At 64.0% G+C, this 23,250-nt stretch carries 29 protein-coding genes; 10 read left to right on the top strand and 19 right to left on the bottom strand.

From position 1 onward, the window contains the following. The first annotated feature begins 113 nt into the window (after positions 1 to 113). Entirely contained in the window at positions 114 to 2,501 is a 2,388-nt protein-coding gene (locus AWB76_RS20080) for a DNA polymerase II (RefSeq protein WP_061161884.1), read from the top strand. 2 nt (positions 2,502 to 2,503) lie between these two features. Here AWB76_RS20080 and AWB76_RS20075 read toward each other — a convergent pair whose 3' ends face one another. After that, the gene (locus tag AWB76_RS20075) at positions 2,504 to 3,508 is read right to left on the bottom strand and encodes a hypothetical protein (RefSeq protein WP_061161883.1); all 1,005 of its coding nucleotides are present in this window, start codon (positions 3,506 to 3,508) and stop codon (positions 2,504 to 2,506) included. Positions 3,509 to 3,764: 256 nt separating this feature from the next. On the opposite strand from AWB76_RS20075, the gene AWB76_RS20070 reads away from it, so the two are divergent. After that, positions 3,765 to 4,004 (top strand): hypothetical protein, encoded by a 240-nt coding sequence (locus AWB76_RS20070; RefSeq protein WP_061161882.1) that lies wholly within the window; start codon positions 3,765 to 3,767, stop codon positions 4,002 to 4,004. A 320-nt stretch (positions 4,005 to 4,324) separates the two neighbouring features. Next, positions 4,325 to 5,734, top strand: a complete 1,410-nt coding sequence (locus AWB76_RS20065; RefSeq protein ID WP_061161881.1) for a glycosyltransferase family protein — start codon at positions 4,325 to 4,327, stop codon at positions 5,732 to 5,734. Positions 5,735 to 5,741: 7 nt separating this feature from the next. Here AWB76_RS20065 and AWB76_RS20060 read toward each other — a convergent pair whose 3' ends face one another. Both AWB76_RS20060 and AWB76_RS20055 read right to left on the bottom strand, forming a co-directional pair. Further along, the gene (locus AWB76_RS20060; protein WP_061161944.1) at positions 5,742 to 6,152 is read right to left on the bottom strand and encodes an HPF/RaiA family ribosome-associated protein; all 411 of its coding nucleotides are present in this window, start codon (positions 6,150 to 6,152) and stop codon (positions 5,742 to 5,744) included. A gap of 94 nt (positions 6,153 to 6,246) precedes the next feature. Further along, the gene (locus AWB76_RS20055; RefSeq protein ID WP_061161880.1) at positions 6,247 to 7,128 is read right to left on the bottom strand and encodes a LysR family transcriptional regulator; all 882 of its coding nucleotides are present in this window, start codon (positions 7,126 to 7,128) and stop codon (positions 6,247 to 6,249) included. Positions 7,129 to 7,256: 128 nt separating this feature from the next. On the opposite strand from AWB76_RS20055, the gene AWB76_RS20050 reads away from it, so the two are divergent. Together AWB76_RS20050 and AWB76_RS20045 are read left to right on the top strand one after the other, a co-directional pair. Next, positions 7,257 to 8,045: a TerC family protein gene (locus tag AWB76_RS20050; protein WP_061161879.1), complete on the top strand. Its 789-nt coding sequence runs from the start codon at positions 7,257 to 7,259 to the stop codon at positions 8,043 to 8,045. Between the two features lie 252 nt (positions 8,046 to 8,297). After that, entirely contained in the window at positions 8,298 to 9,749 is a 1,452-nt protein-coding gene (locus AWB76_RS20045; protein ID WP_061161878.1) for a hypothetical protein, read from the top strand. 7 nt (positions 9,750 to 9,756) lie between these two features. Here AWB76_RS20045 and AWB76_RS20040 read toward each other — a convergent pair whose 3' ends face one another. Then, positions 9,757 to 11,355: a Na+/H+ antiporter gene (locus tag AWB76_RS20040; protein ID WP_061161877.1), complete on the bottom strand. Its 1,599-nt coding sequence runs from the start codon at positions 11,353 to 11,355 to the stop codon at positions 9,757 to 9,759. A 133-nt stretch (positions 11,356 to 11,488) separates the two neighbouring features. Between AWB76_RS20040 and AWB76_RS20035 the strand changes: the two genes are divergently transcribed. The 5 genes from AWB76_RS20035 to AWB76_RS20015 all read left to right on the top strand — a co-directional run bounded on the left by AWB76_RS20035 (position 11,489) and on the right by AWB76_RS20015 (position 15,875). Further along, positions 11,489 to 11,713, top strand: a complete 225-nt coding sequence (locus AWB76_RS20035; RefSeq protein ID WP_061161876.1) for a hypothetical protein — start codon at positions 11,489 to 11,491, stop codon at positions 11,711 to 11,713. 110 nt (positions 11,714 to 11,823) lie between these two features. Further along, on the top strand, positions 11,824 to 13,662 hold the full coding sequence (locus tag AWB76_RS20030; protein ID WP_061161875.1) for a glycoside hydrolase family 15 protein: 1,839 nt from the start codon (positions 11,824 to 11,826) through the stop codon (positions 13,660 to 13,662). 70 nt (positions 13,663 to 13,732) lie between these two features. After that, the gene (gene dhaL / locus AWB76_RS20025) at positions 13,733 to 14,362 is read left to right on the top strand and encodes a dihydroxyacetone kinase subunit DhaL (RefSeq protein WP_061161874.1); all 630 of its coding nucleotides are present in this window, start codon (positions 13,733 to 13,735) and stop codon (positions 14,360 to 14,362) included. Positions 14,363 to 14,384: 22 nt separating this feature from the next. After that, complete coding sequence (gene dhaK, locus AWB76_RS20020) at positions 14,385 to 15,374, top strand: dihydroxyacetone kinase subunit DhaK (RefSeq protein ID WP_061161873.1); 990 nt, start codon at positions 14,385 to 14,387, stop codon at positions 15,372 to 15,374. Between the two features lie 255 nt (positions 15,375 to 15,629). Continuing rightward, positions 15,630 to 15,875 carry a hypothetical protein gene (locus AWB76_RS20015; RefSeq protein WP_061161872.1) on the top strand — a complete coding sequence of 82 codons (246 nt, stop codon included), beginning with the start codon at positions 15,630 to 15,632 and terminating at the stop codon, positions 15,873 to 15,875. 206 nt (positions 15,876 to 16,081) lie between these two features. Here AWB76_RS20015 and AWB76_RS41010 read toward each other — a convergent pair whose 3' ends face one another. The 15 genes from AWB76_RS41010 to AWB76_RS19950 all read right to left on the bottom strand — a co-directional run bounded on the left by AWB76_RS41010 (position 16,082) and on the right by AWB76_RS19950 (position 23,248). Continuing rightward, entirely contained in the window at positions 16,082 to 16,231 is a 150-nt protein-coding gene (locus AWB76_RS41010; protein ID WP_157696166.1) for a hypothetical protein, read from the bottom strand. Further along, the gene (locus tag AWB76_RS20010; protein WP_061161871.1) at positions 16,231 to 16,419 is read right to left on the bottom strand and encodes a hypothetical protein; all 189 of its coding nucleotides are present in this window, start codon (positions 16,417 to 16,419) and stop codon (positions 16,231 to 16,233) included. The genes AWB76_RS41010 and AWB76_RS20010 overlap by 1 nt, the downstream gene beginning before the upstream one ends. A 12-nt stretch (positions 16,420 to 16,431) precedes the next feature. After that, entirely contained in the window at positions 16,432 to 16,827 is a 396-nt protein-coding gene (locus AWB76_RS20005) for a hypothetical protein (RefSeq protein ID WP_061161870.1), read from the bottom strand. Then, positions 16,824 to 17,099 (bottom strand): hypothetical protein, encoded by a 276-nt coding sequence (locus tag AWB76_RS20000; RefSeq protein ID WP_061161869.1) that lies wholly within the window; start codon positions 17,097 to 17,099, stop codon positions 16,824 to 16,826. The genes AWB76_RS20005 and AWB76_RS20000 overlap by 4 nt, the downstream gene beginning before the upstream one ends. A gap of 2 nt (positions 17,100 to 17,101) precedes the next feature. Continuing rightward, a complete protein-coding gene (locus AWB76_RS19995) occupies positions 17,102 to 17,470 on the bottom strand; it encodes a hypothetical protein (RefSeq protein WP_061161868.1) in 369 nt (122 codons plus the stop codon). After that, on the bottom strand, positions 17,467 to 18,108 hold the full coding sequence (locus tag AWB76_RS19990; protein WP_061161867.1) for a lysozyme: 642 nt from the start codon (positions 18,106 to 18,108) through the stop codon (positions 17,467 to 17,469). The genes AWB76_RS19995 and AWB76_RS19990 overlap by 4 nt, the downstream gene beginning before the upstream one ends. Then, positions 18,105 to 18,878, bottom strand: a complete 774-nt coding sequence (locus AWB76_RS19985) for a hypothetical protein (RefSeq protein WP_061161866.1) — start codon at positions 18,876 to 18,878, stop codon at positions 18,105 to 18,107. The genes AWB76_RS19990 and AWB76_RS19985 overlap by 4 nt, the downstream gene beginning before the upstream one ends. Positions 18,879 to 18,883: 5 nt before the next feature. Then, positions 18,884 to 19,474, bottom strand: coding sequence for a hypothetical protein (locus AWB76_RS19980; protein WP_061161865.1), 591 nt, complete (start codon positions 19,472 to 19,474; stop codon positions 18,884 to 18,886). Continuing rightward, on the bottom strand, positions 19,471 to 19,890 hold the full coding sequence (locus AWB76_RS19975; protein WP_061161864.1) for a hypothetical protein: 420 nt from the start codon (positions 19,888 to 19,890) through the stop codon (positions 19,471 to 19,473). Before AWB76_RS19975 ends, AWB76_RS19980 begins: the two co-directional genes overlap by 4 nt. Continuing rightward, positions 19,887 to 20,231, bottom strand: coding sequence for a hypothetical protein (locus AWB76_RS19970; protein ID WP_061161863.1), 345 nt, complete (start codon positions 20,229 to 20,231; stop codon positions 19,887 to 19,889). Before AWB76_RS19970 ends, AWB76_RS19975 begins: the two co-directional genes overlap by 4 nt. Before the next feature lie 3 nt (positions 20,232 to 20,234). Further along, complete coding sequence (locus AWB76_RS19965) at positions 20,235 to 20,618, bottom strand: hypothetical protein (RefSeq protein WP_061161862.1); 384 nt, start codon at positions 20,616 to 20,618, stop codon at positions 20,235 to 20,237. 83 nt (positions 20,619 to 20,701) lie between these two features. Continuing rightward, complete coding sequence (locus AWB76_RS19960) at positions 20,702 to 21,496, bottom strand: major capsid protein P2 (RefSeq protein ID WP_061161861.1); 795 nt, start codon at positions 21,494 to 21,496, stop codon at positions 20,702 to 20,704. A gap of 14 nt (positions 21,497 to 21,510) precedes the next feature. Continuing rightward, a complete protein-coding gene (locus AWB76_RS42735) occupies positions 21,511 to 21,636 on the bottom strand; it encodes a hypothetical protein (RefSeq protein WP_279616428.1) in 126 nt (41 codons plus the stop codon). A gap of 419 nt (positions 21,637 to 22,055) precedes the next feature. Continuing rightward, the gene (locus tag AWB76_RS19955; RefSeq protein WP_061161860.1) at positions 22,056 to 22,712 is read right to left on the bottom strand and encodes a helicase HerA domain-containing protein; all 657 of its coding nucleotides are present in this window, start codon (positions 22,710 to 22,712) and stop codon (positions 22,056 to 22,058) included. Then, on the bottom strand, positions 22,712 to 23,248 hold the full coding sequence (locus tag AWB76_RS19950; protein WP_074171376.1) for a hypothetical protein: 537 nt from the start codon (positions 23,246 to 23,248) through the stop codon (positions 22,712 to 22,714). Before AWB76_RS19950 ends, AWB76_RS19955 begins: the two co-directional genes overlap by 1 nt. Positions 23,249 to 23,250 lie beyond the last annotated feature (2 nt).

Below are 23,250 nucleotides of genomic sequence, written 5' to 3'. Positions count from 1 at the left end.
ACCGGGCCGCCGCTACCGCGTTTTACTTATCTTTTCTGTTCTCCCGAATCCCGAAGCCCGGCGCCGATTGGCGCGCCGGGCTTTTTTGTTTTGCCGCCAAGTAAAATGTGTCGATGGCACGCGCTCTCGAAGATTCCGGCTTGGCTTCCGCACAACAGGGCTTTCTGTTGACTCGTCACTGGCGCGACACCGCAGCCGGGACGGAAGTCGATTTCTGGCTCGCAACCGAAGAGGGTCCGAGAAGAATCCGCATCGCGCTCCAGACGAGCGTCGCGTTTATTCGCGCCGAGGATCGCGCGAAGGCGGAGCCCGTCGTCGCCGGTGTGCGGGATGCGTATCTGCGCGAGCTGCCGCTGAAGGATTTTCGCCAGCAGCCGGTGCTCGGGCTCTATTGCCCGCAGTATCGCCAGTTGCTTGCGCTCGAGAAGAACCTGCGAGGCGCGGGCGTCCATGTCTTCGAGGCCGATATCCGTCCGCACGAGCGCTATCTGATGGAGCGCTTCATCACCGCGCCGGTCGCGTTCGAGGGCGTCGCGCGCGACGGTTACATTTCCAGCGAACTGAAGCCGGCGCAGGACTATCGGCCGTCGCTGCGCGTGGTGTCGCTCGATATCGAAACGAGCGTGAAGGGCGATCTCTATTCGATCGCGCTCGAAGGCTGCGGCGCGCGTCAGGTGTACATGCTCGGGCCGCCGAACGGCGACGCCGAACCAACGGATTTCGCCCTCGACTACTGCGATTCCCGCGCCGACATGCTGCGCAAATTCAACGCGTGGATCGCGCAACACGATCCGGACGCGATCATCGGCTGGAATGTCGTGCAGTTCGACCTGCGCATTCTCCAGCGACACGCCGACGACTACGGCGTGCCGCTCGCGCTCGGCCGCGACGGTGGCACGGTCGAATGGCGCGAGCACGGCATGAACCGGAATCACTGGTTCGTTTCGATCGCGGGAAGGCTCGTGATCGACGGCATCGAGGCGCTGCGCTCGGCGACGTGGAATTTTCCGTCGTTCAGCCTTGAATACGTCGCGCAGTCGCTGCTGGGCGAAGGCAAGGCGATCGACAGTCCGTATGCCCGCATGGACGAGATCGAGCGGCGCTTTCAGGAGGACAAGCCCGCGCTCGCGCGTTACAACCTGAACGACTGCGAACTCGTCACGAAGGTATTCGAGAAGACCGAGCTGCTCTCCTTCTTGCTGGAGCGCGCGACCGTCACCGGATTGCAGGCGGATCGCAGCGGCGGATCGGTGGCCGCGTTCACGCATCTGTACATGCCGCGGATGCATCGGCTCGGTTATGTCGCGCCCAATCTCGGCGATGTGCCCGAGGAAGCGAGCCCCGGCGGCTTCGTCATGGACTCGCGCCCCGGTCTGTACGATTCCGTGCTCGTGCTCGACTACAAGAGCCTGTATCCGTCGATCATCCGCACGTTTCTGATCGATCCGGCCGGACTCGCGCAAGGCATGGCGACGCCCGATGACACCGACACCGTGCCGGGTTTTCGGGGCGCGCGCTTTTCACGCGACACGCACTGTCTGCCCGCGATCGTCGCGCAAGTGTGGGAAGGGCGCGAAGCGGCGAAACGTCAACGCAACAAGCCGCTATCGCAGGCGCTCAAGATCATCATGAACTCGTTCTACGGCGTGCTCGGATCGAGCGGCTGCCGCTTCTTCGATCCGCGTCTCGCGTCGTCGATCACGATGCGCGGCCATGAAATCATGCATCGCACGCGCGAACTGATCGAGGCGCGCGGCTACAGCGTCATCTACGGCGATACGGATTCGACTTTCGTCTGGCTGCGGCGCGCGCGCGGCGAGGACGACGCGGCGCGCATCGGCCGGGCGCTCGTCGCGCATGTGAACGAATACTGGCGCGAGCATTTGCGCGAAACCTTCGGACTCGACAGCGCGCTCGAATTGCAGTTCGAGACGCATTTCACACGCTTTCTGATGCCGACGATCCGCGGCACGGAAGAGGGCAGCAAGAAACGCTATGCCGGACTCACGACGCGCGCGGACGGCAGCGAGGAAATCATCTACAAAGGGCTCGAAACGGTGCGCTCCGACTGGACGCCGCTCGCGCAGCGCTTCCAGCAGGAGCTGTACATGCGCGTGTTCAAGGGCGAGGCGTACGCGGATTACGTGCGCGACTATGTCGGACGCACGCGGCGCGGCGAGCTGGATGAACTGCTCGTCTATCGCAAGCGGCTGCGCCGCACGCTCGGCGATTATCAGCGCAACGTGCCGCCGCACGTGCGCGCGGCCCGCATCGCCGATGAATACAACGCGCGCGCCAAACGCCCGCTGCAATATCAGAACGGCGGCTGGATCAGCTACGTGATGACGACGGCCGGCCCCGAGCCGGTGGAAGCGCGACACGCGCCGATCGACTACGAGCACTACGTGAGCAAGCAGCTTCAGCCGGTCGCGGACGGCATCCTGCCTTTCATGCGCGACGATTTCACCGCGCTGATGTCCGGCCAGAAAGAGCTTTTCTAGGCCTAGAAACGCACGCCGAAGCCCGCTTCGATGATGTCCGCATCGCGGTCGTAACGCGTGATCATGCGGTTCCACGTCACGCGCGCGAGCCATCGGTCCGTAAATCGATAACTCGCCGATACCGACACGAGGCCCGAGAAACGGCCATCGCCGGTGCGGTTTTGCGGCAGGTCGTCGTTTTGCGTGATCGACAGATACGGTCCCACGCCGACGCCGAGCGTGAGCTTGTCGTCGAAGAACGCGCGGGTCGCCCAGAGTTGCGCGGCGAGGCCGTCGCGGCGCGACTGAACCTGTCCGCCTTCGTGCAGATAGGACGCGGTGAAATCGAGGTAGCGCCACAGTCCGCGCCGGTACTCGATGCTCTCCGCCAGATTCGTCTCCGAGTCGGGGCTGTTGAGGATCGTCGTGCCGAGCATCACGGTGACTTCGTTGTTCGTGACATTCGTCGTGCGCGGCACGGCACGCGCGCGCGGTCCGCGGCCGTCGGGCGCATCGAGCTGATAGCCGATGCCGAAGAGCAGCGCGGTCGTATCCGGTCCGCCGAACGCCTGCACGCGGTTCAGCTTCATCTCCGCGATCCAGCGGTTGTCGAAGTAATACGCCGCGCGCAGCGTGAACATGCCGCCCCAGCCGTGCGTGTTCGAGTATTCGCCGCCGGCCTGCGCCTGACTCGTGTCGAAATATCGATACGGCCCGGCGCCCGCCGACAGTTCCAGCCGGTCGTCCCAGAGCGGCATGCGTCCCCAGATCTGCACAGCCTGCCCGTCGCGATGATGATCGGGAATATGACCCTCGTTCAGCCAGGAAAAGCTCCAGGCGGCGTAGCGTCCGAGCCCTTCGCGATAATTCGCTTCCCACGAGTAGGTATTCTGACCATTGCTCTTGAGCGGACCAGCGAGGAAGGAGAATTCCTGCGCGTGAAGCGCCTTGCCCGCCATGCCGAGCGAAGCGAGCGCGATCAGCCAGGCGGCCGTTTTGCAACGTCGTTCGTTCCTGGCTCTTGTCATCGGCGAGGGCGGATTCCGGAAGGCGCCGGCATCCTTCGTCTGGTCTGTTCGGATCAGGATACAGACTTAGGAAAATTCGCGTCGAAATCTGATTAATTCCTATTTCCGCAGATCTGAAGGTGAAACGTTTGCGCGGACGTCGGACGAAACAATCGCTCGGCCTGCGTTCGCAGCCACTCACAGGCGGGGTTACGCGTTGGGCGGACCTTGCGTAGATTGACTTCTTCCCAGTGCATACAGGCAAGCGAGGTCAGCGATGGACTCCACTCCAATCGAATATCGAGGCTGCGAACTTTCGGTCATCGTCCAGCATCGGGCTGGAGAATTCGTCGCGACGCTTCTGATCGAGCGGCCCGGCGGCGTGCGGCGCGCGATCGGGCCGATGCGCGCATTTCCGACGGCGCAGGGCGCGGCCAATTACGCGATCGAATGCGGCAAGGCGCAGCTCGACGATGCATCGGTGATGCGCGGGCCGCGCGTCGCGGTGTCAGGTTGAATTCGCGGCTCCGGTGCCGTTCGTTGAGTCTCGCGCACGTCGGGCGCCAGGGCACAGCGCGTGTCGCTCATCGAATGCCGGCCATGTTCGGACATCGACAATCGCGCCGATCGGGGCGCGTCCGAACCGCATCTTGAAATTTTGGCGAATTGTCTCAAGAAGCTCCGAGAATCGGCCGAATCCTAGCGCCGCTCGTCCCGTTTGACTCAATAATTCACAAATCCACTAAACATGGCCGGATATGCTCGCACGATTCACGCGGGCAGACCGGCCCGCGTTTCACGTTTCCTGCTTTCCGTCTTTCGACTGTTGACCCTTCCATGGTGACTCTGGTTAGCTGTTTCTCCGATCGCAACGCGACATCGTCCCTCGACAACCACGCTGAATATTGCCGGCGCACGAACACGAAACATCGTTTCGAGCCGATGTCGAGCTGCATCGATTCGCTCGAACTGCGCACGCTCTACAAGTACCAGTTGTTGAGCGACGTGTTGCGGGAGGCGGAGGAGGGCGAAGTCATCCTCTTCGCCACGGAAAACGCGCTTTTCATCCGCTTCCACGACTTCGGGCAGATCACGGCGGACCGGGATATGCTGCTGACAAAAGGACACTTCGGCGTCAACACGGAAATGTTCGTGCTGAGAAACACCGAAGAGAACCGGCGCATGGCCCGTGGCTTCGCCGCGCGATGCCGCGAATACTTCGACTACGGCAAGTTCGTGCCGGAAGAAGAACTGCTCGAAGGGCTGCCGACCGTGCCTGACTGGGACGATCTGAACGGCGTCGTGCCGATCGCGTCGATGTGGTCGGGGCAGCATCCTGATCTGCGCGGGCGGGAGGTCGTCGCGGTATCGCTCGTCTACACACCGCGCCTCTACAGCAAGTACGGGCCGATGTGGCGCGCAATGCTCGCGCGGCATGTGAACGCCTGTCATGCGTCGGGCGACTTGCGTATCTTCGAGAACACGGCACCGTTGTCGGCCGATTCGAACGAGCCGTTCTCGGTGTGTCAGCCGGGCCGCTCGATCGCGGTCGTGATGCTGTACACGCCGAACATCGCGAGCTATGCGCGCTTCGGCGAAGCAAGCCTGCGCGCGTACTGCGAGCGGCATGGATATACGCTCTACATCCATCGCGAAGTGCCGCCGGATTTCGGGCGCGATGCTTGCGGCAACTGGGCCAAGCCGCTCCTGCTCAGGAAGTATCTGCCGCAGCACGAATGGGTCTTCTGGATGGACGCGGATATCATCGCGATGAACCAGACGGTGACGCTCGAGAAGTTCACTGAAGGACGCGATCGCGTGTTGACCGCGGATATCTGCGGCTGGCGTTTCAATTCAGGCGTGATGGGTTTTCGCAATACCGAAGCGAACGCGAACGTGCTGGATGCGGTGCTGGCGAAGGTGCGCGAGATCGAGGACGTCAGATACACGTTCTCGAGTCAAGGCGACCAATACATCTTCATGCAGGAACTGATTGCGCACGGCCTCTGCCCCGAGATGGACTCGGCCGAACTCGTAAGCTTCCGGGAGTTGAACACGCCGTGGTACTACGCGGACCGGAACACGTTCCTGTGCCACTTCCACGGCCTGAGCAGCGAGATGCGCGCACTCTATATGTCGATGGACGCCGTGCCGGACGGCGGCTTCGAGGCTGTCGAACAGGCAGCGCCGCGCGCGGCTTCGGTCACCGCGCCGCGGATGCTGCTTCAAGTCCGGATGCCGTCGTGACCGCGGCTTACGCGCCAGTCATCTTCCTCATCAGACGCATGCGCGGATCGACGGCTTCCTGCAGCGCCGGCTCCTCCGCGAAATTCCATGCAAATCCGCGCGCACGCACGCGGCGCGTCGGCTTGATGTCCTGGCGCCGGCGCACGAGCGTGCGCACGGCGCGGGCGAGCGCGAGATCGATCGCGCCGCGCCAGTCACGTGCGATCGACGTCGCCACGACCTTGTTTTCCCGATTCAACTGCACTTCGACCTGACAGCGCTTGTCCACGCCGCCGCGCGGTCCGTTGATGTCGGACAGGCTGACCGTCGCCTTCGAGATCAGCCACGCGAGACGGCGAAAAACGAATTCGCTGCGCGCCTTCGCGAGTTCGTGCATCGCAATGGCTTCGGGGTCGCGGGACTTGAACAGGACTTTCATTGAGGCCTCCTCGTTGAACATGGATTCAGCGTAAGGCCTCTCGACGGTGCGGAAAAGCAGATAGAACGGAACTCGAACTTCGAAAAAACCGAAGTCAGGCTGCGGCACGCGCCAGCACCTGTTGCGTCAACGGATGATGCCGCCCGCGCCGCGACACGATCGCGTGGACTTCCTCCTTCACCTCGGGCGAGCGGCCGAGCCAGCGCAGACCGCGCAACAGCGGCGCATCGCCGGCGCCGAATTCCGCGAGCGGGAATACGCCGAGGCCACGCGCACCGAACACGGCCATCAGCGCGCTGTCCTCGAACTCGCCGACGATGCGCGGCGCGATGCCTTGCGCCTCGAGCCATCGATCGAGCCGCGCGCGCAGCGACGAATGGCCGGTGGGCAACAGAATCGGCAGCGAGGCGAGACTGTCCGGGAAGTGATCGATCGCGCTTCTGCGCACGATGGAAGCCGGCCCGTACCAGTCGACCGGCGAGGCGATCAGCCGCTCGCTCGTCAGACGCAGATTCTGATTGTGCGGCGCGGGATGACTCGCGAGCACGAGATCGAGCCGATGCAGCGCCAGTTCGCCGAGCAATTCATCGGTTTCGCCTTCGTGGCACAAGAGACGCAGCGAAGGATTGCCGAGCACCGGCGCGAGCAGCGCATGCGCGGCGAGCTTGGAGATGCCGTCCGACAGACCGACGGCAAGCCGCGCCAGCGTGCCGCTCGCGGCTTCTCGCACTTCGTCCTGAATGAACTGACCGATCTGAAAGATTTCCTCGGCGCGCGCGAACGCCGCCTGTCCCGCTTCGGTCATGGTGACGCCGCGGCCAGCCGGCTTGAGCAACTGGTGTCCGAGCGACTTTTCCAGCTCGCGCACCTGTGCGCTGATCGTCTGCACGGCCATGTCGAGCCGCTCCGCCGCGCGCGCGAAACCGCCTTCCTTCACGACGACCCAGAAATAATGCAGATGACGATAATTGAGCATGGGCGTTTTCCGTTCTTCCGATGCTTCGAAAAAACCGAAGTGTGGTTTCGATTATCGCTGATTTTTCCACATGCCGATCTCAGCCAACATGGCGCGATACATTCAACCGATCGAACCTTCGCGCTCTCATGGAATATCTCCTTTCGCTTGCCGCCGATCCCGCTGTCTGGGCCGCGCTCGTCACCCTGATCGTGATGGAAGTCGTGCTCGGCATCGACAATCTCGTCTTCATTTCGATACTCAGCAACAAGCTGCCCGTGGCGCAACGCGCGCGCACGCAGCGTATCGGCATCATGCTCGCACTGGTGATGCGGCTCGCGCTGCTCGGCACCGTCGCGTGGATCGCGCAACTGACCACGCCGGTGTTCTCGGTATTCGATCATGCATTCTCGTGGCGCGATCTCATTCTGCTCGCGGGCGGCCTGTTCCTCGTCTGGAAGGCGACCAAGGAGATGCATCATCACGTCAGAAGGGATCACCATGACGAGCCCGGCGTGATCTCGGGCGTCGGCCAGATGACGGCGTTCGCGGCGATCGGCCAGATCCTGCTGCTCGATCTCGTGTTCTCGGTGGACAGCATCATCACGGCGGTCGGGATGACCGATCATCTGCCGATCATGTTCATCGCCGTCATCTTCGCGGTCGCGACGATGCTGTTTGCCGCGCAACCGCTCTCGCGCTTCATCGAACGTAATCCGACGGTCGTGACGCTCGCGCTCTCGTTCCTGCTCGTGATCGCCATGACGCTGATCGCCGAAGGTTTCGGCACGCACGTACCGAAGGGCTATATCTACGCGGCGATGGGCTTCGCGGGATTCGTCGAAGGTTTGAATCTGCTTTCGAGGCGGGCGAAGGGCAAACGTGAGGGGAATGTGCGGACGCAAGAGCAGGCGCGTCTGGATGGCGTGTCGGGGTGAAGCCTCCACCGTGCGCCGCCCCGCACTCCACGCGCTCGCAAGCGGGAATCCGCTTGCTTCTCCCCGCCCAAGTGACTACGTTATGCGATAGCGAACGCCCGATTCCTTTCGGTTCCCGAACTATCCACCGATGAATTCGCGCGTAGCGGCATCGCGATCAATCGTCCACACAATAGAAAAAAACCGCGCACGAGCGATCAGGCATGGACCCGCGGCCTCGCTTCCCAGGAACGCAGGCAAGAGGGGGGACGAATGAGCCCGCATTGGGAGATCGGCACGGCGAGCGAAGGCTTCGAGCCCATCGCGCCGCGCGCGCTCGCATCCGTCGCGCGAATCGATCCATATATCGTGTGGGCCAATGCGACGCACTATCGCGACCTGGGCGGCATGCCGCGCGACCGTATCCCGATCGCCATCGAGATGAAGCAGGGCGGTCACACCGCGCAGCAGTTCGCGCGCACGATCGAGCGCAACGGCTGGCAGCCCTGGATCTGGATGTCGGCGCTGTATCGCGATCCGCCCGCCGCCCTCGAAAGCACGCGCTTTTGCACCGCGCACGTCACGCGCGAGTTCTACGCGCATCTGCACACGGATCTCGCGGGTCAGTTCGAACGCTTCACGGAAGCGCTGGCGATTCCCTCGCACGTCGATGCGCGCATCGAGCGCGTGCCCGCCGATCACGCGCCCACGCGCGAAGGGCTGGGAAACGCGATCGTCGGTGTGTGCGACGAAGATGTCGCGTTCACGCATCCGCGTTTCTCGGAGGATGCGAGCGGAACGCGCACGCGCTTCCAGTGCTTCTGGAATCAGAACGATGCCGCCGATTCCGCCGCCGGTCTCGGTTACGGAAGCGAGTTGCTCAAACCTCAGATGGACGCGCTGCTCAACGAGGCGCGCGCGCATGCCGAAGCGGCGCACGCGGCCGGCGGAGCGCGCATCTACGGCTTCGCGCCCGACGGCGATTCCCCGCAACCCCGCGCCGATCACGACACGCCCTTGCCGATGATCGGCGTGCAGCTCAAGCGACGTTATCGCACGATGCGCGACGCCTTCGGCCCGTGCCCCGACGCCGAAGTGCTCGACGCCGTCCGCTATGTCGTGCAGCGTGCGCAGGATATCGGCGGCGCGGCGTGTCATGCGCTCGTCAGCCTGCATGCGGGGAACGTCGCGTGGCAGCAGGATGGCAGCTCGCTCATCGAAAGCGCGCTCGACGAGTTGATGGACACCGGCGCGTGCTCCGTCGTGCTGCCTTCCGGCAACCTGGAGCTGTCGCGCTGCCGTGCGGCGCTGACCATCGCGGACGGCGCGGAGTCGGCATTGCGCTGGCCGGTGCGGGCGCACGCCGCATCGCCGAGTCTCGCGGAAATCTGGCTTTCGAGCGATGACGACGCACCCGGCGTCGACGTGCAGATCGTGCCGCCCGATGGAGTCGCGAGCGCCTGGTTCACGCTCGGCGACATCGGCCGATACACGCGCGGCGGCGAGCCGATCTGCACCGTCGTGCATCTCGGCCGTGGCGCGCGCGGCGCAGGGCACATGATTCTCGTCGCGCTGGCGCCGACTGCCGCGCGCGGCGGCATGCGTCGCGCGACGGCGGGCGAGTGGCTCATTCGCCTGAGGAACCGCGCGCCCGCGGTCGTCACCGCCTACGCGTGGATGCAGTGCGACGAGTCATCCGGGGCGACGCCGGGCGCGGAAGCCTGAAGCGCGCTCAACCGCGCGAATGGAGCGCGATGATCTCCTGCAGATCGAGGTCGTGCTCCAGCGAATGCAGCAGTTCGTCGTGGATCTCGCCCGCGCGATGCATCCGCAGCAGTTCCGCGCGCCCGGCGGCGATGGCGGCGAGCACGACGTCGTAGTGCGCGTGACGCGCGTCCGCCGGAAATTCCTCCATGTCCTCGAAGCGCTTCGTGAGCCCCGCGCGATACGTGTATTGCTCCAAAAGCCGCGGATGAATCACGTTGCCGTCGGCGTCGTGGACGAGCGGCTGAATCGCGGCCAGTTGCGCGGTTTCCATGCGCGCCCACGCCTGCGGCTCGCTGAGATGCCGCGACGAACGCTCGTGGCCGCGCGCGAGCGATAGCAGCGCGATGAGCGGGCCGATCGTCGCGCCTTGCAGGAGCACCGTTACGAGGATCACCGCGAAGCCGGCGAAGAGGATGAGATCGCGGCCCGGCATCGTTTCGGGCAGGGACAGCGCGACCGCGAGCGTCACCACGCCGCGCATGCCGGCCCAGCTGACGACGGTAGCCGCGCGCCAGTCGGGAACGGCGGCGGCGTCCGCGCGCCGGCGTCCCGTGAAGGTCCACGCGATCCATTTCACCGCCTCGACGCCGAACACCCACACGAAGCGCGACGCGATCACGACGGCGATCACGGCGGCCGTCGCCGGTCCAAGCAGCGAGAAGGCATCGCCGACGCCGCCGAGCCGCACCGCGATGCCGCGCAGCGACAGACCGATCAGCACGAACACCAGCGACTCCAGCACGAACACGACGACCTGCCAGAACGCCGTGCCGCGCATGCGCTGCGCCGCCGTGAACACTTCGTGCTGATGCCAGCCGACGACCATGCCGCACGTGACCGTCGCGATGACGCTCGACACGCCGAGTTCCTCGCCCGCGATATAGCTGACCCACGACGTGAGCATCGACGTGGTGATGACGAGGTAATCGTCCTCCAGAGCGCGCAGCAGCTTCACGGCGATGAAACCCGCGACGATGCCGACCACGACGCCGCCGATCGCGAGCCCCGCGAAACTCGCGACGGCGCGCGGCGCGCTGAACACGCCGCTCATCGCGGCCACGAGCGCGAAGCGAAAGAGCACGAGGCCGGCCGCATCGTTGAGCAGGCTTTCGCCTTCGAGCAGCACCATCAGCCGGCGCGGCAGCGCGACACGTTCGAGCACGGCCTTCGCCGCGACCGCGTCGGGCGGCGAAACGACCGCGCCGAGCGCGAAGCACGCGGCCCACGGCAGTTCGGGCACGACGAGATGCACCGCCACGCCGACGACGAGCGTCGTGAACGCGACCGCGCCGATCGCGAGCAGCAGGATGCCGCTCAGGTTGCGCTTGAAATCGTCCCACACGAAGAAGTACGCGCCGTACATCAGAAGCGGCGGCAGGAACACGACGAGCACGAGTTCCGGGTCCAGTTCGAGATGCGGCAAGCCCGGCACGAATGCCATCGCGACGCCGCCGACGAGCAGCGCGGCCGCGGGCGGCAGCTTCAGCCTCCGGGCGAGCACTTCGAGCGCGATGATGGCGATCAGCGAAACGAGCACCAGATTGAATGCCGTGGCGGCGTGCATGGAATGTCCTCGGATTGCGGTGAAATATGCGCGGCAGTGCGCGGCGGCCCACGCAGGCGGCACGCGTCGCGCTGCTACCATCAGCGCGGGGCCGGGCCGCGAGCCGGGTCATCGTATCCGAAAGGGAGGAGTAATGAGACGAAAGTCGTCGGGCGTGGCGGTGGCGGCAGTATTGGTGGGCGTCGCCGTGGCGGCCGTGGTTTATATCGCGAGCTTCGGCAGGTCGCATCATGCGGATGCGCCCGTGCCCGCAACGTCTGCGCTCGCCGCGCAAGAGAGCGCCGCGAGCGCCGCGGGTTTCGACACCGCGCCGAAGCATCCGGACACGACGCAGGGCGAACAGACCGCCGCGCGCTAACGCGAGGCGTCCAGCGTTTGTCGCAGGCATCGAAACTGTCGCCATCGACAGGAATATGACTTGCTCGACTTCCGACCATGTCACTCCAGGCTCGTCGGGAGCATTTCGCGATGGGACACCATCCTGAGCAGGTTCCACCGGCCGCGCTGCCCGTCGATGGACGCGGCATGATCGGCAACATGAAGACGGCTGCGCTCGTGTCGCTGTGCGGCGCGATCGACTTCATGTGTTTTCCGCGCATCGACTCGCCGACGGTGTTTGCCGCGCTGCTCGACGGCGAGCACGGCGGCGCTTTCTCGATCACGCCACGCGCGCGCGATGCGAACGTCAAGCAGATGTATCTGCCCGAGACGAACGTGCTGCTCACGCGTTTCATGACCCGCGATGGCGTGTGCGAGCTGCTCGATCTGATGCCGGTCGCATCGAACGCGACGCGCGCCGATGCCTTGCCGAACTGCGTGCTGCGCATCGTGCGGCTCGTGTACGGACGCATGACGCTCGACGTGCGCTGCGATCCGCGCTTCGAGTACGCACGCGTGGAACATACGGCGCATGCAGTGGAGAAGGGCGTCGAATTCGTGCGCGACGATGGCGCGCCGTCCTTGCAACTGCTCGCCAACGTGCCGCTTGCGATCGACGGTAACGGCGCCTGCGCGACGCTCGACTTCGCCGAGGGCGACTGCGCCTGTTTCGCGCTCGGCGATGCGCAAGGGCTCGCCGACGTCGAAACGAACCACGATGCGATCCTTGCCGATACCATCGATTACTGGAAAGCCTGGTCGTCGCGTTCGACGTATCGCGGGCGTTATCGCGAAGTCGTGCTGCGCTCGGCGCTGACGCTGAAGATGTTGAGCTCGGAGGAATTCGGCGCGATCGTCGCCGCGCCGACCTTCGGCTTGCCCGAGTCGCAGGACGGCGCACGCCGCTGGGATTATCGCTTCACGTGGATACGCGACGCCGCGTTTTCCGTCTACGCGTTGCTGCGCCTCGGCTACACCGGCGAGGCGGAACGCTTCATGAAGTGGATCGCCGAGCGCAGCCGCGATTGCAGCTCTCACGGCCAGTTGCGCGTGATGTATTCCGTCGACGGCACCGACGCGCTCCCCGAAAGCGAATTGACGAGTCTCGTCGGCAAAGTGCCGGGGCAGGTTGTCGTCGGCAACGAGGCGCGCGAACAGATCCAGCTCGACGTCTATGGCGCGCTGCTCGATTCGGTCTATCTCTACAACAAGTACGGCGCGGCGATTTCCTACGATGGCTGGCGTCACGTGACGCGCACGGTCGATTACGTCGTCGAGCATTGGCAGGACGCGGACAACGGCATCTGGGAATTCCGCAACGGCACGCGCGCGTTGCTGCATTCGCGCCTGATGTGCTGGGTGACCGTCGATCGCGCGCTGCGGCTGGCGGAAAAGCGCTCGCTGCCCGCACCGCTTGCAAGCTGGTTCAGTGCGCGCGATGAGATTCATCGCGATATCCACGAGCGATTCTGGAACAACGACATCAAGAGCTTCGTGCAGACGCCCGGCTCGGCCACGCTCGATGCCTCCTCGCTGATGATGCCGCTCGTGCGTTTCATCGGACCGAAAGATCCGCGCTGGATCGGCACGCTCGATGCAATCGGCCGCGATTTGTGCGTCGATCCGCTGATCTTCCGCTACACGCGCGGCTCGACGCTCGATGGTTTGCCCGGCACGGAAGGCGGCTTCTCCGCGTGCTCGTTCTGGTATGCGGAGGCGCTCGCGCGCGCGGGCCGTGTCGATGAAGGGCGGCTCGTCTTCGAGAAGATGCTGGCTTACGCGAATCATGTCGGACTGTTTTCGGAAGAAGTGGCGACGAGCGGCGAGGCGCTCGGCAATTTTCCGCAGGCGCTGACGCACCTCGCGCTCATCAGCGCGGCCTATCAGCTCGACAGGAATCTCGATCGCGTGCACGTTCCCTGGACCTGATCCGGCTGCGCAAGGCCGCGTGACGCTGTATCCTTTCTGCTCGCGGAACTCGTGAACGGAGGATCGGCGCATGAACGGCAAGACGGTCATGGCGTGCATCGATGCGGCCCACGCATCGCTCAGGGAACATGCCGACGAAATCGCGTCGCTCGATCAGGCGATCGGCGACGGCGATCACATCATCAATCTGCTGCGCGGCATGGATGCGCTCGCCGGAATGCGCGCGCAGATCGACGCCGAAGCCTTCGCGCCTGCGCTCAAGCTCGCGGCGACGAAGGTGCTGTCGACGGTCGGCGGCTCGTCCGGGCCGCTTTTCTTTTCGATGCTGACGGGCATGGCGAAGACATCCGCCGACGATGCGGGCGTCGCGGAGTTCGCGCGCGCGTTCGCGGCTGGGGTCGAAGCGGTGGGTCAGCGCGGCAAGACGGGCACCGGCAGCAAGACGATGATGGACGTGCTGATCCCCGTTGCGCAACGTTTCACCGCGATGGCCGATGCGGGCGCATCGAAGCACGATGTCCTGAAGGAACTGCCGCGCATCGCGGAAGACAACATGCTCGCGACACGCGACATGCTCGCCACCAAGGGCCGCGCATCGTTTCTGGGCGAGCGCTCGCGCGGCCATATCGATCCGGGCGCGCGGTCGAGTCAGCTCATGATCGAAGCCGTCTGCGCGCGCATCGCGCAAGACGACGCCTGAACACAAAAATGGAGCAGGGGACATGAAGAAATTCATCAATCGCGTCGATGACTATTTGACCGAAAGCCTCGCGGGTTTTGCGGCGGCGCATGCAGAAATCGTCACGGTCAGTTTCGATCCGCTCTACATCGTGCGCAAGACGCTCAAGCCGGGAAAGGTCGCGATCATCTCGGGCGGCGGATCGGGCCACGAGCCGCTGCATGGCGGCTTTGTCGGACATGGCATGCTCGATGCCGCGTGCCCCGGACAGGTGTTCACATCACCGACGCCGGATCAGATGATGGCCGCGGCCCAGGCAGCGGACACGGGGGCGGGTGTGCTGTTCATCGTGAAGAATTATTCCGGAGACCTGATGAACTTCGAGATGGCGTCGGAATTGTGCGAGATGCCGAATGCATCGGTGATCGTCAACGACGATGTCGCGGTCGAGAACTCCAGCTTCACGACGGGACGGCGCGGCGTCGCAGGCACGGTGATCGTCGAAAAGCTGGTCGGCAGTTTCGCGGAAACGGGCGCCGATCTGCAGGCGTGCCGGGCGTTCGGTGAGCGCGTAGTGGCGCGCATCGCGTCGATGGGCGTCGCGTTTTCGAGTTGCACGGTGCCCGCGGCGGGCAAGCCGACCTTCACGCTCGGCGACGATGAAATCGAGATCGGTGTGGGCATTCACGGCGAGCCGGGGCGCCGGCGCGCGAAGTTCGAGACGGCCAACGCAATCGCGGATGAACTGCTTTCGGCGATCGTCGAGGACCTGAAACCGGCGGCCGATGCGCGCTTGCTCGTGCTCGTGAACGGACTGGGCGGTACGGCGTTGTCGGAGCTTTATCTGCTCTACAACGCGGCGCGGACGTGGCTCGACGGGCGCGGATTGAGCGTCGCGCGCTCGCAAGTGGGCGCATTGACGACATCGCTGGAGATGGCGGGCGCGTCGATCACGCTCTGCACGCTCGACGACGAAATGATGCGGCACTGGGACAGTCCGGTGCATACGGCGGGATTGCGTTGGGGAATGTGATGCGTCGCTCTGGAGGCCTTTGTCGTAGGCAGATACAGATGTTTGGGCGTGGGCTTGAATGCGACATTTCTAATGAGCCCAAACCGGACATTACTAAAAAGCCCTGACAGGTAAAACTTCGATAATTTATGTTATGTCAACTTTCCGCCGGAACCGGCGGGCAGAGAAAGCATACGGGTTTCCCCTCGCCGCCTAAGCGCCGATTAAGGCACCACAAATGCTCCTTTTCCAGAAATTGGGATCGGAGCTTTTTTTATGCGCCGCCACCACCCTCAGCACGATCTGTTCGGACAGGTGCCCGTGACGCTCGATGAGGTCCGGCAATGGGTGGAAGCGGTCGCGCCCGCCTACTGTTCGTCCGAGCGCGCCTTCCTGCACTACGTCCACGCGTGGCAGGTCGCCGATAAAGTCGCCGCCGCCAAACTGGCGGGCACCTTCGACGCCACCATAGAAAACGCCCGCGCGCGGCGGGCGTCCTTGCTTCAGCGCTTCGGCTTTTAGCTCGACGTGGTGGACGCCTTTTTGGCGCGATACCACAGGAACGCGTAGACAGCGACGGCACCAATCGCCGCGCTCTTCCATTCGATCTTAGGCATGTCTTTCTCCCTTATTTCTTGAGGAACCGGCCCGTCACCTTGCTGCGTGCCGGGGTCTTGTGATGCGACTTCTTGCGCGGCTTGTGCGCCGCCTTCTTACGCGTGGCCATGTCAGGCTCCCTTCGTGAGAGGTTTGAAAACGATCTTTTCGAGCAGCGCAATCCGCTCATGCAGGTTTTTCAGGTCCGCGCGGATCGCGCCATACGTGACGCCCGCCGCGAGCACCATTCCACCGACGTTCATCAGCAGGCTGGATTCCATTACGCGCCCGCCTTTTCCGGCATCAGCACGCCGAGCAGACCAAACAGGCCCGCCGCCGCCGTGCCGACCGCGCCCACCACATGCGGATCAGCGCCGAGACTCACCGCGCCTTGTGCCGCGATGGCCGCGAGGCCCGCGAGCGCGGCATGCGTGGAGGGTTCTTGCAAGCGTGCAAAAAATGCTTTCATGGGTTTTCTCCCCTAGTTCCAGTTGTCGCCTTTGCCAAAGTCCAGCCCCGCGCTTGGTGCCGGTCCAAAAATGTTCGTGTTGCCTTCGCCGCTGACGATGCCCACCAGCCCGCCGAGCGGCCCCGCCTTGAGCGCGTCATACCAGCTTGACGCGGGCGTTGTGGTGCCGCCGATGGTCCCGAATGAGAGCGCATCGAGCGCCGACGCGGGCGCCGACACAATCGCGTTGCCGACGCTCGCGCCCGGAATCGACGCGGGCAGCACCGGATAATTCGCGAGGTTCCAGCCCGCCGACGCCGCCGCCGCCGCGCTGTTCGCCAGCGCGCTGCCGGCCGTTTTCACCTTGTACGCGGCATAGCCGACGAGCAGCACCACGCCCGCGAGGATCGCGAGTTCGGCGCGCTTCATGCGATGTGCCCGAAAATTGAGCCGACGCCGCTATTGGCTTGCACCGACAGCCCGCCTTGCAGCGCCACGGGCGTCGCGCCCCACATGTAGGTGGGTTGACCGCTGACCGGATCCCAATTGCTTTGCGTGAAGTTGCTGCCCGCCATGCTCGCGAAGGTCTGCGCGTCTTGCAGATACGCCTGATCGACCGCGCTGCGCGACTGGTGCGAGCGCTGATAGCGCCAGCCGATGTAGATCACCGCGCCGAGGAACAGAAATTCTTTTGTGCTCATGATCAGAATCCGTAGGTAGCGGGGGACAGCACGTTGTACATGCCGGAGAACGGCGATTCAGTCACCTGCCCGGTGTTGTTGTTGACCGTCACCTGACCGGGATCGACATAGATTCCGCCCGCGTCGAAGGTGCCGTTGCCGAACAGCGTCAGGCCGCCGATCGTTGATCCAAGGCTGTTCGTGCTGGTTGTCGCGACCGGGTTGCCGCCCATGTTGCTGATGGCGTTCGACAACCACGAAGCCGCGTTCGAGCCGATGGCCGCTTGTCCGCTTTTCGCGGGCGTGCCCGAAGGCGTCGTTTTCTTCACCACCAGCAGCAGCACCGCCGCCGCCGCGCCGACCATCAACAGGCCGCTTTTATCGAGTTTCATGCTGTGTAATCCCCGTTATCGAACATCGCCATTTCGGAGTTCCGCCGATTCTGGATGCCGTTCTGCAATGCGGGCGAGACCCACGACACCGACGCTTGCGCGATGTCGTCAATGCCCTGTCCCGCGTTGACCGCATCGGCAAAGCGCTTGAAGCCGCGCGGCGAGAGGTTGAACGCGACGTCCACGAGCGCATCAAACTGGTTTTGCGTGAGCGGCACCGACACGTAAAGCTGCACCCACTTGACCGCCTTCGCTTGCAGGTCCGACGCAAACCACGCATCGGCTTGCGCTTGCGTGCAGGTTGCGGGAATGTCCGCGAGGTTCGTGGAGTAGTGGCCGTAGCCAATCGTCCAGCCGCCGTCGCCGAGGTTGTAACGCGTCAGGCGCAGTCCTTCGCTTTGCTTCAGGCGCGATACCAGCGCGTCACTGGGTTGCATGCTTGCTGCCGGGTTCGGGCTAATCATGTTCCACACCGTTGCGGTTGCTTCGTCCATCGCGTCACCGAGCGGCGCGAGCGGATCAATTGAATCGTCGGGATTCTGCATCGGGTCCGGCACGCCACCATTGGCCCACCACACGTAGGCCGCTGCCGCGAGCGTGCCCGCCGCAATGAGGTAGAGCGCACCGGGCGTTTTCATACGTTCGGCTCTTCGTACCACTCGAAGTCTGCGGAAATACTTGTTGCCGCCGCGTTGGCCGCCAGCATCAACCCGTATCCCGGCGGAATGACAAACGGCTCTTTCGGGCTATATCCCGCCGCGACCGTCGATACATTCAGCGCGCCGAAAAGGGCGAGCGATGGATAGGCGCTAGGCTGCACCGCCGTGTTATCTGTGTAGAGGCCCGCTAGGCTAGGCGTTCCGCCCACGCGCTTCGGTTGCCCGACTTGCAGGAGCGTTCCTAGTTGCGTACTCCCACCGGTCAGAATCGCCGCCGTGTTGCCGCTCGCCGCGAGGCTGAATATCGTTTCGAGAACCACCCGATTCGGATTGTTTGCCGGGTTCCAGAGTTGGACGCGGCACCACTGCGACGCGACGGATGAACCACCGCCCCAACACGTGAAGGCGCTATTGTTCAGCGTGCGCGCCTTGCCGCCGTCGATGACCTGCACGGTGCCCGCAATGCTGTTGTCATCTATCTTGCCGTCACCGACGACCACTTGACCGATAATCGCCGCGCCGTTGGCATAGTTCGAGAGCGTCCACGAATCCGGCTTTTTCGCTTCGTCGGACACGCGATAGGCCTGTCCCGGAATCAGCGTAATTTTCGTGCTGCCCTGCATGCCGGGCGTCACCGCCAGCCGTGTATCGCCGCCGCCGTTGTTGCCCGACAGATACTTGATGTACTTGCCCGGCGCGTGCACGACGAACGCCGAATTAGCCGGAACCGTGATATCGAAAATCTGCATGATCGTTATGCCTTATGGTTAAACGCCATCACGCCGACGATGCAGACGACCGCGAGACCCGCCGCGATCAGATAGCGATTGTCGTTTTGCGAGGCAATCTGCGTTTGCGCGAGTTGCGACGCGATGCCCGTGACCGCTTGCGTGCTTTGCTGGACGCCGCCCATCAGCGAATTCGCGAGCGCGGTATTGGCCTGTAGCATCGACAGCCCCACGTCCTCTAGATGGTTCGACGCCGCGACGGTGCTTGTGATCGCCGTCGATGCGACGCCCGAGTTGCCGTTGATGGCCGCTTTCGCCACGTCCGTGTTGCCTTGGATCGCGCCCGCGCTCACCACCGAGTTGTTGTAGGTCGCCGCTTGCGTCGCGCCCACCATCGCATTGAGCGCGTTTTGAATCGCGCCGTAATCGGTCGTGGTGGACGAGTTGAACACCATGTTGTTGTCGCCCGACACGCCGACGCCGCCTTGCACCGCGTTGCGCTTGTCGGCGTAGTTGTTCGTCGTGGAGTCGGACGACGACGACGAATCCGAGCGATTAGCGGGCGTGGCCGGAAGGCCCATCCGCATCAAATGCAATTGCCGAGGGTTGCGAATCATCGCGCGAGTTCCTTTCTCAGTCGCACCGCCGCCGTGCCGTAGCCCGCCGACTTCAATTTTTTAACCAGCCCGCCGCGCCGCGTCACGACCGTGAGTCCATGCGCGCCGAGGTCCGCCGCCGCGCGCTCGATCATCGGCAGAATTTCAGCCGTCAGATCGAACGCCGCGCGACCGTGCGCAATGGTCACTTCCGCTTCACGCCGCGTGCCCTTCTGTTCGATGCGCAGCGCGAAAAACGCCACCGGCACACCGCTCGCGAACACCCGGCAAAACACCGCGTTATCGAGACACCGCACCGCGTCCACCATGCCCGCGCTCGTGTCCGTCTTGGCACGCTGAAGCGGGTTGGCATCGAACGCCGCCGCGACTTCATCGCGTACCGCGTCCGTAACCGGTTCGGGTCGAATGTGGATCATTTGCCGTGCTTCACGATGACGATGACGATGGCCGCGAGGCCGAGCAGCACAAACGGGTTGTTCAGGTTGATGCCGCCCGCCGCGCCGCTGGCCGCGTTCGCCAGCCCTTGCGCGAGATTCGAAACGGGGTTCGCCGTCGCGCTCGCGCTGCCGCTGCCGAAGTTGACGGACCACCCCGAGTTATCGACCGTGAACGGATCGAAGCCGCCCGCGCTCGACATTTGCGGGCCGGTCGGACTGGCGAACAGCGCCGACGACATTTGCATTGCTGCCATTGCCGCCGCGCTGTACGGGTTCGACATGGCGACGCCCGTTGCGATATTGCCGGTCGTGCCGTTCATGGCTTATCCCTTGTGGATCGCGAGCATCACCACGGCGATTGCGCCGAGGATCATCAGCATCTTGTTTGAGTTCACCGCCGACAGTTGCGCCGTCGCCAGTGCGCCCGCCGCCTGACCTTGCGCGACCAGCCCCGCTTGCGTGGCCTCGTAGCGCTTGTAGTCCAGACTTTGCTGATTGTTGTAGATCGACGTGAAAGCCGAGAGGCCGTTATTGAGCAGATTGAACACGCCCGGCGCGTAGTTGTAGCCAGCGCCGCCCGTGTCCGATCCCGTGACCGCGACCGCCGTCGATGGCACGTTGTAGGTGCCGTCCGATTGCGGGCCGATGGAAAAGCCGTACTGGTTGCTCGTGTCGAGACCGAGCGAGGAAAGGTCAAAGCCGTCCATGTAATTCCCCGATGGTTAAAAAAAGAGCGGCCCGACGCATCGAATTCAATCGGGCCGGGCCGCTGCACTCCCACCCTGAGCCGTTACATGTTGCCGAGCACGTCCAGCACTTCAACCACCGCCGTGACCGTATCCGCCGCCGTGAAGGTCGGGTTGAATTCGAGCGCGGTTGCGTCTGCCGTCTTCACACCGTTGGCGTAGTTGTTGTCCGCACACGGGTCATACGTGTACAGGTTGGTCTGCGCGGTCTTGGCGTACTCCGCCTGCCAACTCGTGTTGATCGCGGTCGGGATGTTGTCCCAGATGACGATGCCGTTTTTCTTGACTTCGAGCTGCGACAGGTTGCCGCCGTGCGCGAAGTGGACGCGCTTGATGATGCCGCCGCGGTTCGTGATATCGATCAGCTTCATCGGGAACTTGCCCGAGCCAGCGAACGAGGCCGTAAAGGGAATGTGCTTCGCGATCACGCCGAGCGCGGCGGGCGGGCCCAGTTCGGAATAGCTGTCCAGCGTCGGGGCCGTTGCGCCCGCAATGGTCACTTCGATGGTCACCGACGACACGCCCGAGGCCGTGTTGATGTTGCCCACGTACTGTTCGATCATCGACTTGGCGCGCGGCTCGGTGAAATCGAGCGTGAGGCAGGTTGCGCTGCCCACCACCTGACGGTACGCGTTGATCAGCGACAGACGCGAGCCAATCGCGTTGTAGATGATCTTGCCGTTCACCTTCAGGTTGATGTTGGTGATCATCGACGGCGTAAAGGTCGTGCCGCCGAGCGCGAGAATGATCTTGTTGTACGACATGCCGATAGGCAGGTTCACCGTGGCGACGCCCGAGGCGACAACGTTCGTGAAAGGCGTGTTTTTAACGAGCAGCATTGACGCGCCCTCCTTTAGGAAACGATCGTGGTGATCAGCGGCACGTTCAGCGACGTGGCGACCGGACGCACGACGATCTTCGTCACTGCGTTGAAGGCGAGATAGGCCAGATAGGCCTTGAGCAATGCTTTTGCGTTCATGGTTCGACTCCGATAGACGCCGCACCATGCGGCCCGTTTGAATGGTTCGGAGTGTCGCCGCCCTCCCCTGAAAAGGCGAATCCGCGACCTATAGGAACGCGACCTAGAGCGCGACCTATAGGAACGCGCCAAAACGCCCGCCATCGGCCCGAAAATATTTTTAGCTGTGTCGCGACCTAGCCACACCCGCGCGCCGCGCCAAGCCATAAAAAAACCCCGCCGAAGCGGGGTTCTACTAGATCGCGTCCTAATAGACGATCCTGTACCGCCCTCTTTTCGCGCTCGCGCTTTTCCTTCACATATTCGCGCTCTATGTCACGCGTCCGCGCGGCTCGTGCCCGATACGCGCGCTGCCGCTCCGCGTTGGAGTAGTACTTTCGTTGTCTTCCCATTTCGTAACGCTCCGCGCCGCGATCGCACTACCCGCGATCAGTCTGCCCCGTGGCCATGTCGCGCCGTATCCAGCCGAGGTCAGGCAGGCTTGCCACGTCATCTTGTGGCACGCGTAGCACCTTGGCGACCGTGCGCACGTCCTCGTCATAGGTGAGCCGCCCCGAGCGGACATAGTTGCAGTTGCCTAGAAAGTCTTTGTCGATGCTGGCCGGGCGTTGCGAGAGGCCGTACATCACAATCCCGCGCTTGCGCCCGCGCCCGGTGAGCATGCCCCAGCCGACCGGCGACCGGGACGGCGTGGTAACGCTTTTGAGTTCATCGACAATGAAGGTCAGGCGCTCCGCGTGAAACGCGATCCGGCACACCGCGTCAAACTGCCGTACGGCGATTTCCGGCACCGGCGACGGCACAAACACCACCCGGCACGCGCCATCGGTGCCAGCGGCCCGGAAACCCGCGAGCACGTCCGCGACGTTGCTCGTTGCCTTGCCGAAGGCGGACCATTCGCCCTCAGGATCGAACACGATCAGCCGCGCGGGCCGCGCCCGCTCCATCAGGCGCTTAACGTAACTCGACTTGCCCGAGCCGGACGCGCCGAGCACCGCCTCAATATGCGCCTTCGCTTCGACGCCATAGGCGGGCGCGGCTTTTTCTGGCGCCGCTTTCTTTGCGCGCGTCACCATCACATGTCCGGAAAGACTTTCGCGTTGCGCACCGCCGCCGCGAGCGCCTCCGCCGAATCGGCCGGCGCAGAATCCCGCTCCGCGCCCTTCACCGTGTTAGGGTCCGCCATGCCGGGCCGCGCGTTTTCCAGCGCGTAGCGGTCCTGTTTGATCTTGAGCGCCACGGCGCGCGCCGACTGGTAGAGCACCGGGCCGCACACCACCAGCGCGACCAGTTCGCACGGCATAGCCGCTTCCATGTCCCACCCGTATTTTTCGAACACGGGCGCGAGCGATGCCGCCATGCGTCCGCTCGTTGCTTCGTCCCACTCCGCGCCCGGCGCATAGCCGCCGATCATCGCGCGCGTCATGTCCACGATGCCGCGCGCGCCGCGCTCGTAGTCCGGGCCGGTCGGGACCGGTTGCCCTGGCATCGCACCGGACATTTCCGGATTGAGCGCGCCCGCCGCTTCCGCGTCGATGCCCGCCGCCATGCCGCCGAGCGAATCAAGGCCCGGCATTGCGTCCATTGCTTGCGCTTCCGCCATATCGCCCATGC

Source organism: Caballeronia temeraria (assembly GCF_001544795.2).
GTDB lineage: Bacteria > Pseudomonadota > Gammaproteobacteria > Burkholderiales > Burkholderiaceae > Caballeronia > Caballeronia temeraria.
Note: the sequence above shows the minus strand (reverse complement) of the source record. Positions and strands in the feature narration are given on the sequence as shown.

What these genes read in the sequence shown, in the direction of transcription:
- AWB76_RS20080 (WP_061161884.1), top strand. Translation starts at nt 114, where the DNA reads ATGGCACGCGCTCTCGAAGATTCCGGCTTGGCTTCCGCACAACAGGGC.
- AWB76_RS20075 (WP_061161883.1), bottom strand. Translation starts at nt 3,508, where the DNA reads ATGACAAGAGCCAGGAACGAACGACGTTGCAAAACGGCCGCCTGGCTG.
- AWB76_RS20070 (WP_061161882.1), top strand. Translation starts at nt 3,765, where the DNA reads ATGGACTCCACTCCAATCGAATATCGAGGCTGCGAACTTTCGGTCATC.
- AWB76_RS20065 (WP_061161881.1), top strand. Translation starts at nt 4,325, where the DNA reads ATGGTGACTCTGGTTAGCTGTTTCTCCGATCGCAACGCGACATCGTCC.
- AWB76_RS20060 (WP_061161944.1), bottom strand. Translation starts at nt 6,152, where the DNA reads ATGAAAGTCCTGTTCAAGTCCCGCGACCCCGAAGCCATTGCGATGCAC.
- AWB76_RS20055 (WP_061161880.1), bottom strand. Translation starts at nt 7,128, where the DNA reads ATGCTCAATTATCGTCATCTGCATTATTTCTGGGTCGTCGTGAAGGAA.
- AWB76_RS20050 (WP_061161879.1), top strand. Translation starts at nt 7,257, where the DNA reads ATGGAATATCTCCTTTCGCTTGCCGCCGATCCCGCTGTCTGGGCCGCG.
- AWB76_RS20045 (WP_061161878.1), top strand. Translation starts at nt 8,298, where the DNA reads ATGAGCCCGCATTGGGAGATCGGCACGGCGAGCGAAGGCTTCGAGCCC.
- AWB76_RS20040 (WP_061161877.1), bottom strand. Translation starts at nt 11,355, where the DNA reads ATGCACGCCGCCACGGCATTCAATCTGGTGCTCGTTTCGCTGATCGCC.
- AWB76_RS20035 (WP_061161876.1), top strand. Translation starts at nt 11,489, where the DNA reads ATGAGACGAAAGTCGTCGGGCGTGGCGGTGGCGGCAGTATTGGTGGGC.
- AWB76_RS20030 (WP_061161875.1), top strand. Translation starts at nt 11,824, where the DNA reads ATGGGACACCATCCTGAGCAGGTTCCACCGGCCGCGCTGCCCGTCGAT.
- dhaL (WP_061161874.1), top strand. Translation starts at nt 13,733, where the DNA reads ATGAACGGCAAGACGGTCATGGCGTGCATCGATGCGGCCCACGCATCG.
- dhaK (WP_061161873.1), top strand. Translation starts at nt 14,385, where the DNA reads ATGAAGAAATTCATCAATCGCGTCGATGACTATTTGACCGAAAGCCTC.
- AWB76_RS20015 (WP_061161872.1), top strand. Translation starts at nt 15,630, where the DNA reads ATGCGCCGCCACCACCCTCAGCACGATCTGTTCGGACAGGTGCCCGTG.
- AWB76_RS41010 (WP_157696166.1), bottom strand. Translation starts at nt 16,231, where the DNA reads ATGGAATCCAGCCTGCTGATGAACGTCGGTGGAATGGTGCTCGCGGCG.
- AWB76_RS20010 (WP_061161871.1), bottom strand. Translation starts at nt 16,419, where the DNA reads ATGAAAGCATTTTTTGCACGCTTGCAAGAACCCTCCACGCATGCCGCG.
- AWB76_RS20005 (WP_061161870.1), bottom strand. Translation starts at nt 16,827, where the DNA reads ATGAAGCGCGCCGAACTCGCGATCCTCGCGGGCGTGGTGCTGCTCGTC.
- AWB76_RS20000 (WP_061161869.1), bottom strand. Translation starts at nt 17,099, where the DNA reads ATGAGCACAAAAGAATTTCTGTTCCTCGGCGCGGTGATCTACATCGGC.
- AWB76_RS19995 (WP_061161868.1), bottom strand. Translation starts at nt 17,470, where the DNA reads ATGAAACTCGATAAAAGCGGCCTGTTGATGGTCGGCGCGGCGGCGGCG.
- AWB76_RS19990 (WP_061161867.1), bottom strand. Translation starts at nt 18,108, where the DNA reads ATGAAAACGCCCGGTGCGCTCTACCTCATTGCGGCGGGCACGCTCGCG.
- AWB76_RS19985 (WP_061161866.1), bottom strand. Translation starts at nt 18,878, where the DNA reads ATGCAGATTTTCGATATCACGGTTCCGGCTAATTCGGCGTTCGTCGTG.
- AWB76_RS19980 (WP_061161865.1), bottom strand. Translation starts at nt 19,474, where the DNA reads ATGATTCGCAACCCTCGGCAATTGCATTTGATGCGGATGGGCCTTCCG.
- AWB76_RS19975 (WP_061161864.1), bottom strand. Translation starts at nt 19,890, where the DNA reads ATGATCCACATTCGACCCGAACCGGTTACGGACGCGGTACGCGATGAA.
- AWB76_RS19970 (WP_061161863.1), bottom strand. Translation starts at nt 20,231, where the DNA reads ATGAACGGCACGACCGGCAATATCGCAACGGGCGTCGCCATGTCGAAC.
- AWB76_RS19965 (WP_061161862.1), bottom strand. Translation starts at nt 20,618, where the DNA reads ATGGACGGCTTTGACCTTTCCTCGCTCGGTCTCGACACGAGCAACCAG.
- AWB76_RS19960 (WP_061161861.1), bottom strand. Translation starts at nt 21,496, where the DNA reads ATGCTGCTCGTTAAAAACACGCCTTTCACGAACGTTGTCGCCTCGGGC.
- AWB76_RS42735 (WP_279616428.1), bottom strand. Translation starts at nt 21,636, where the DNA reads ATGAACGCAAAAGCATTGCTCAAGGCCTATCTGGCCTATCTCGCCTTC.
- AWB76_RS19955 (WP_061161860.1), bottom strand. Translation starts at nt 22,712, where the DNA reads ATGGTGACGCGCGCAAAGAAAGCGGCGCCAGAAAAAGCCGCGCCCGCC.
- AWB76_RS19950 (WP_074171376.1), bottom strand. Translation starts at nt 23,248, where the DNA reads ATGGGCGATATGGCGGAAGCGCAAGCAATGGACGCAATGCCGGGCCTT.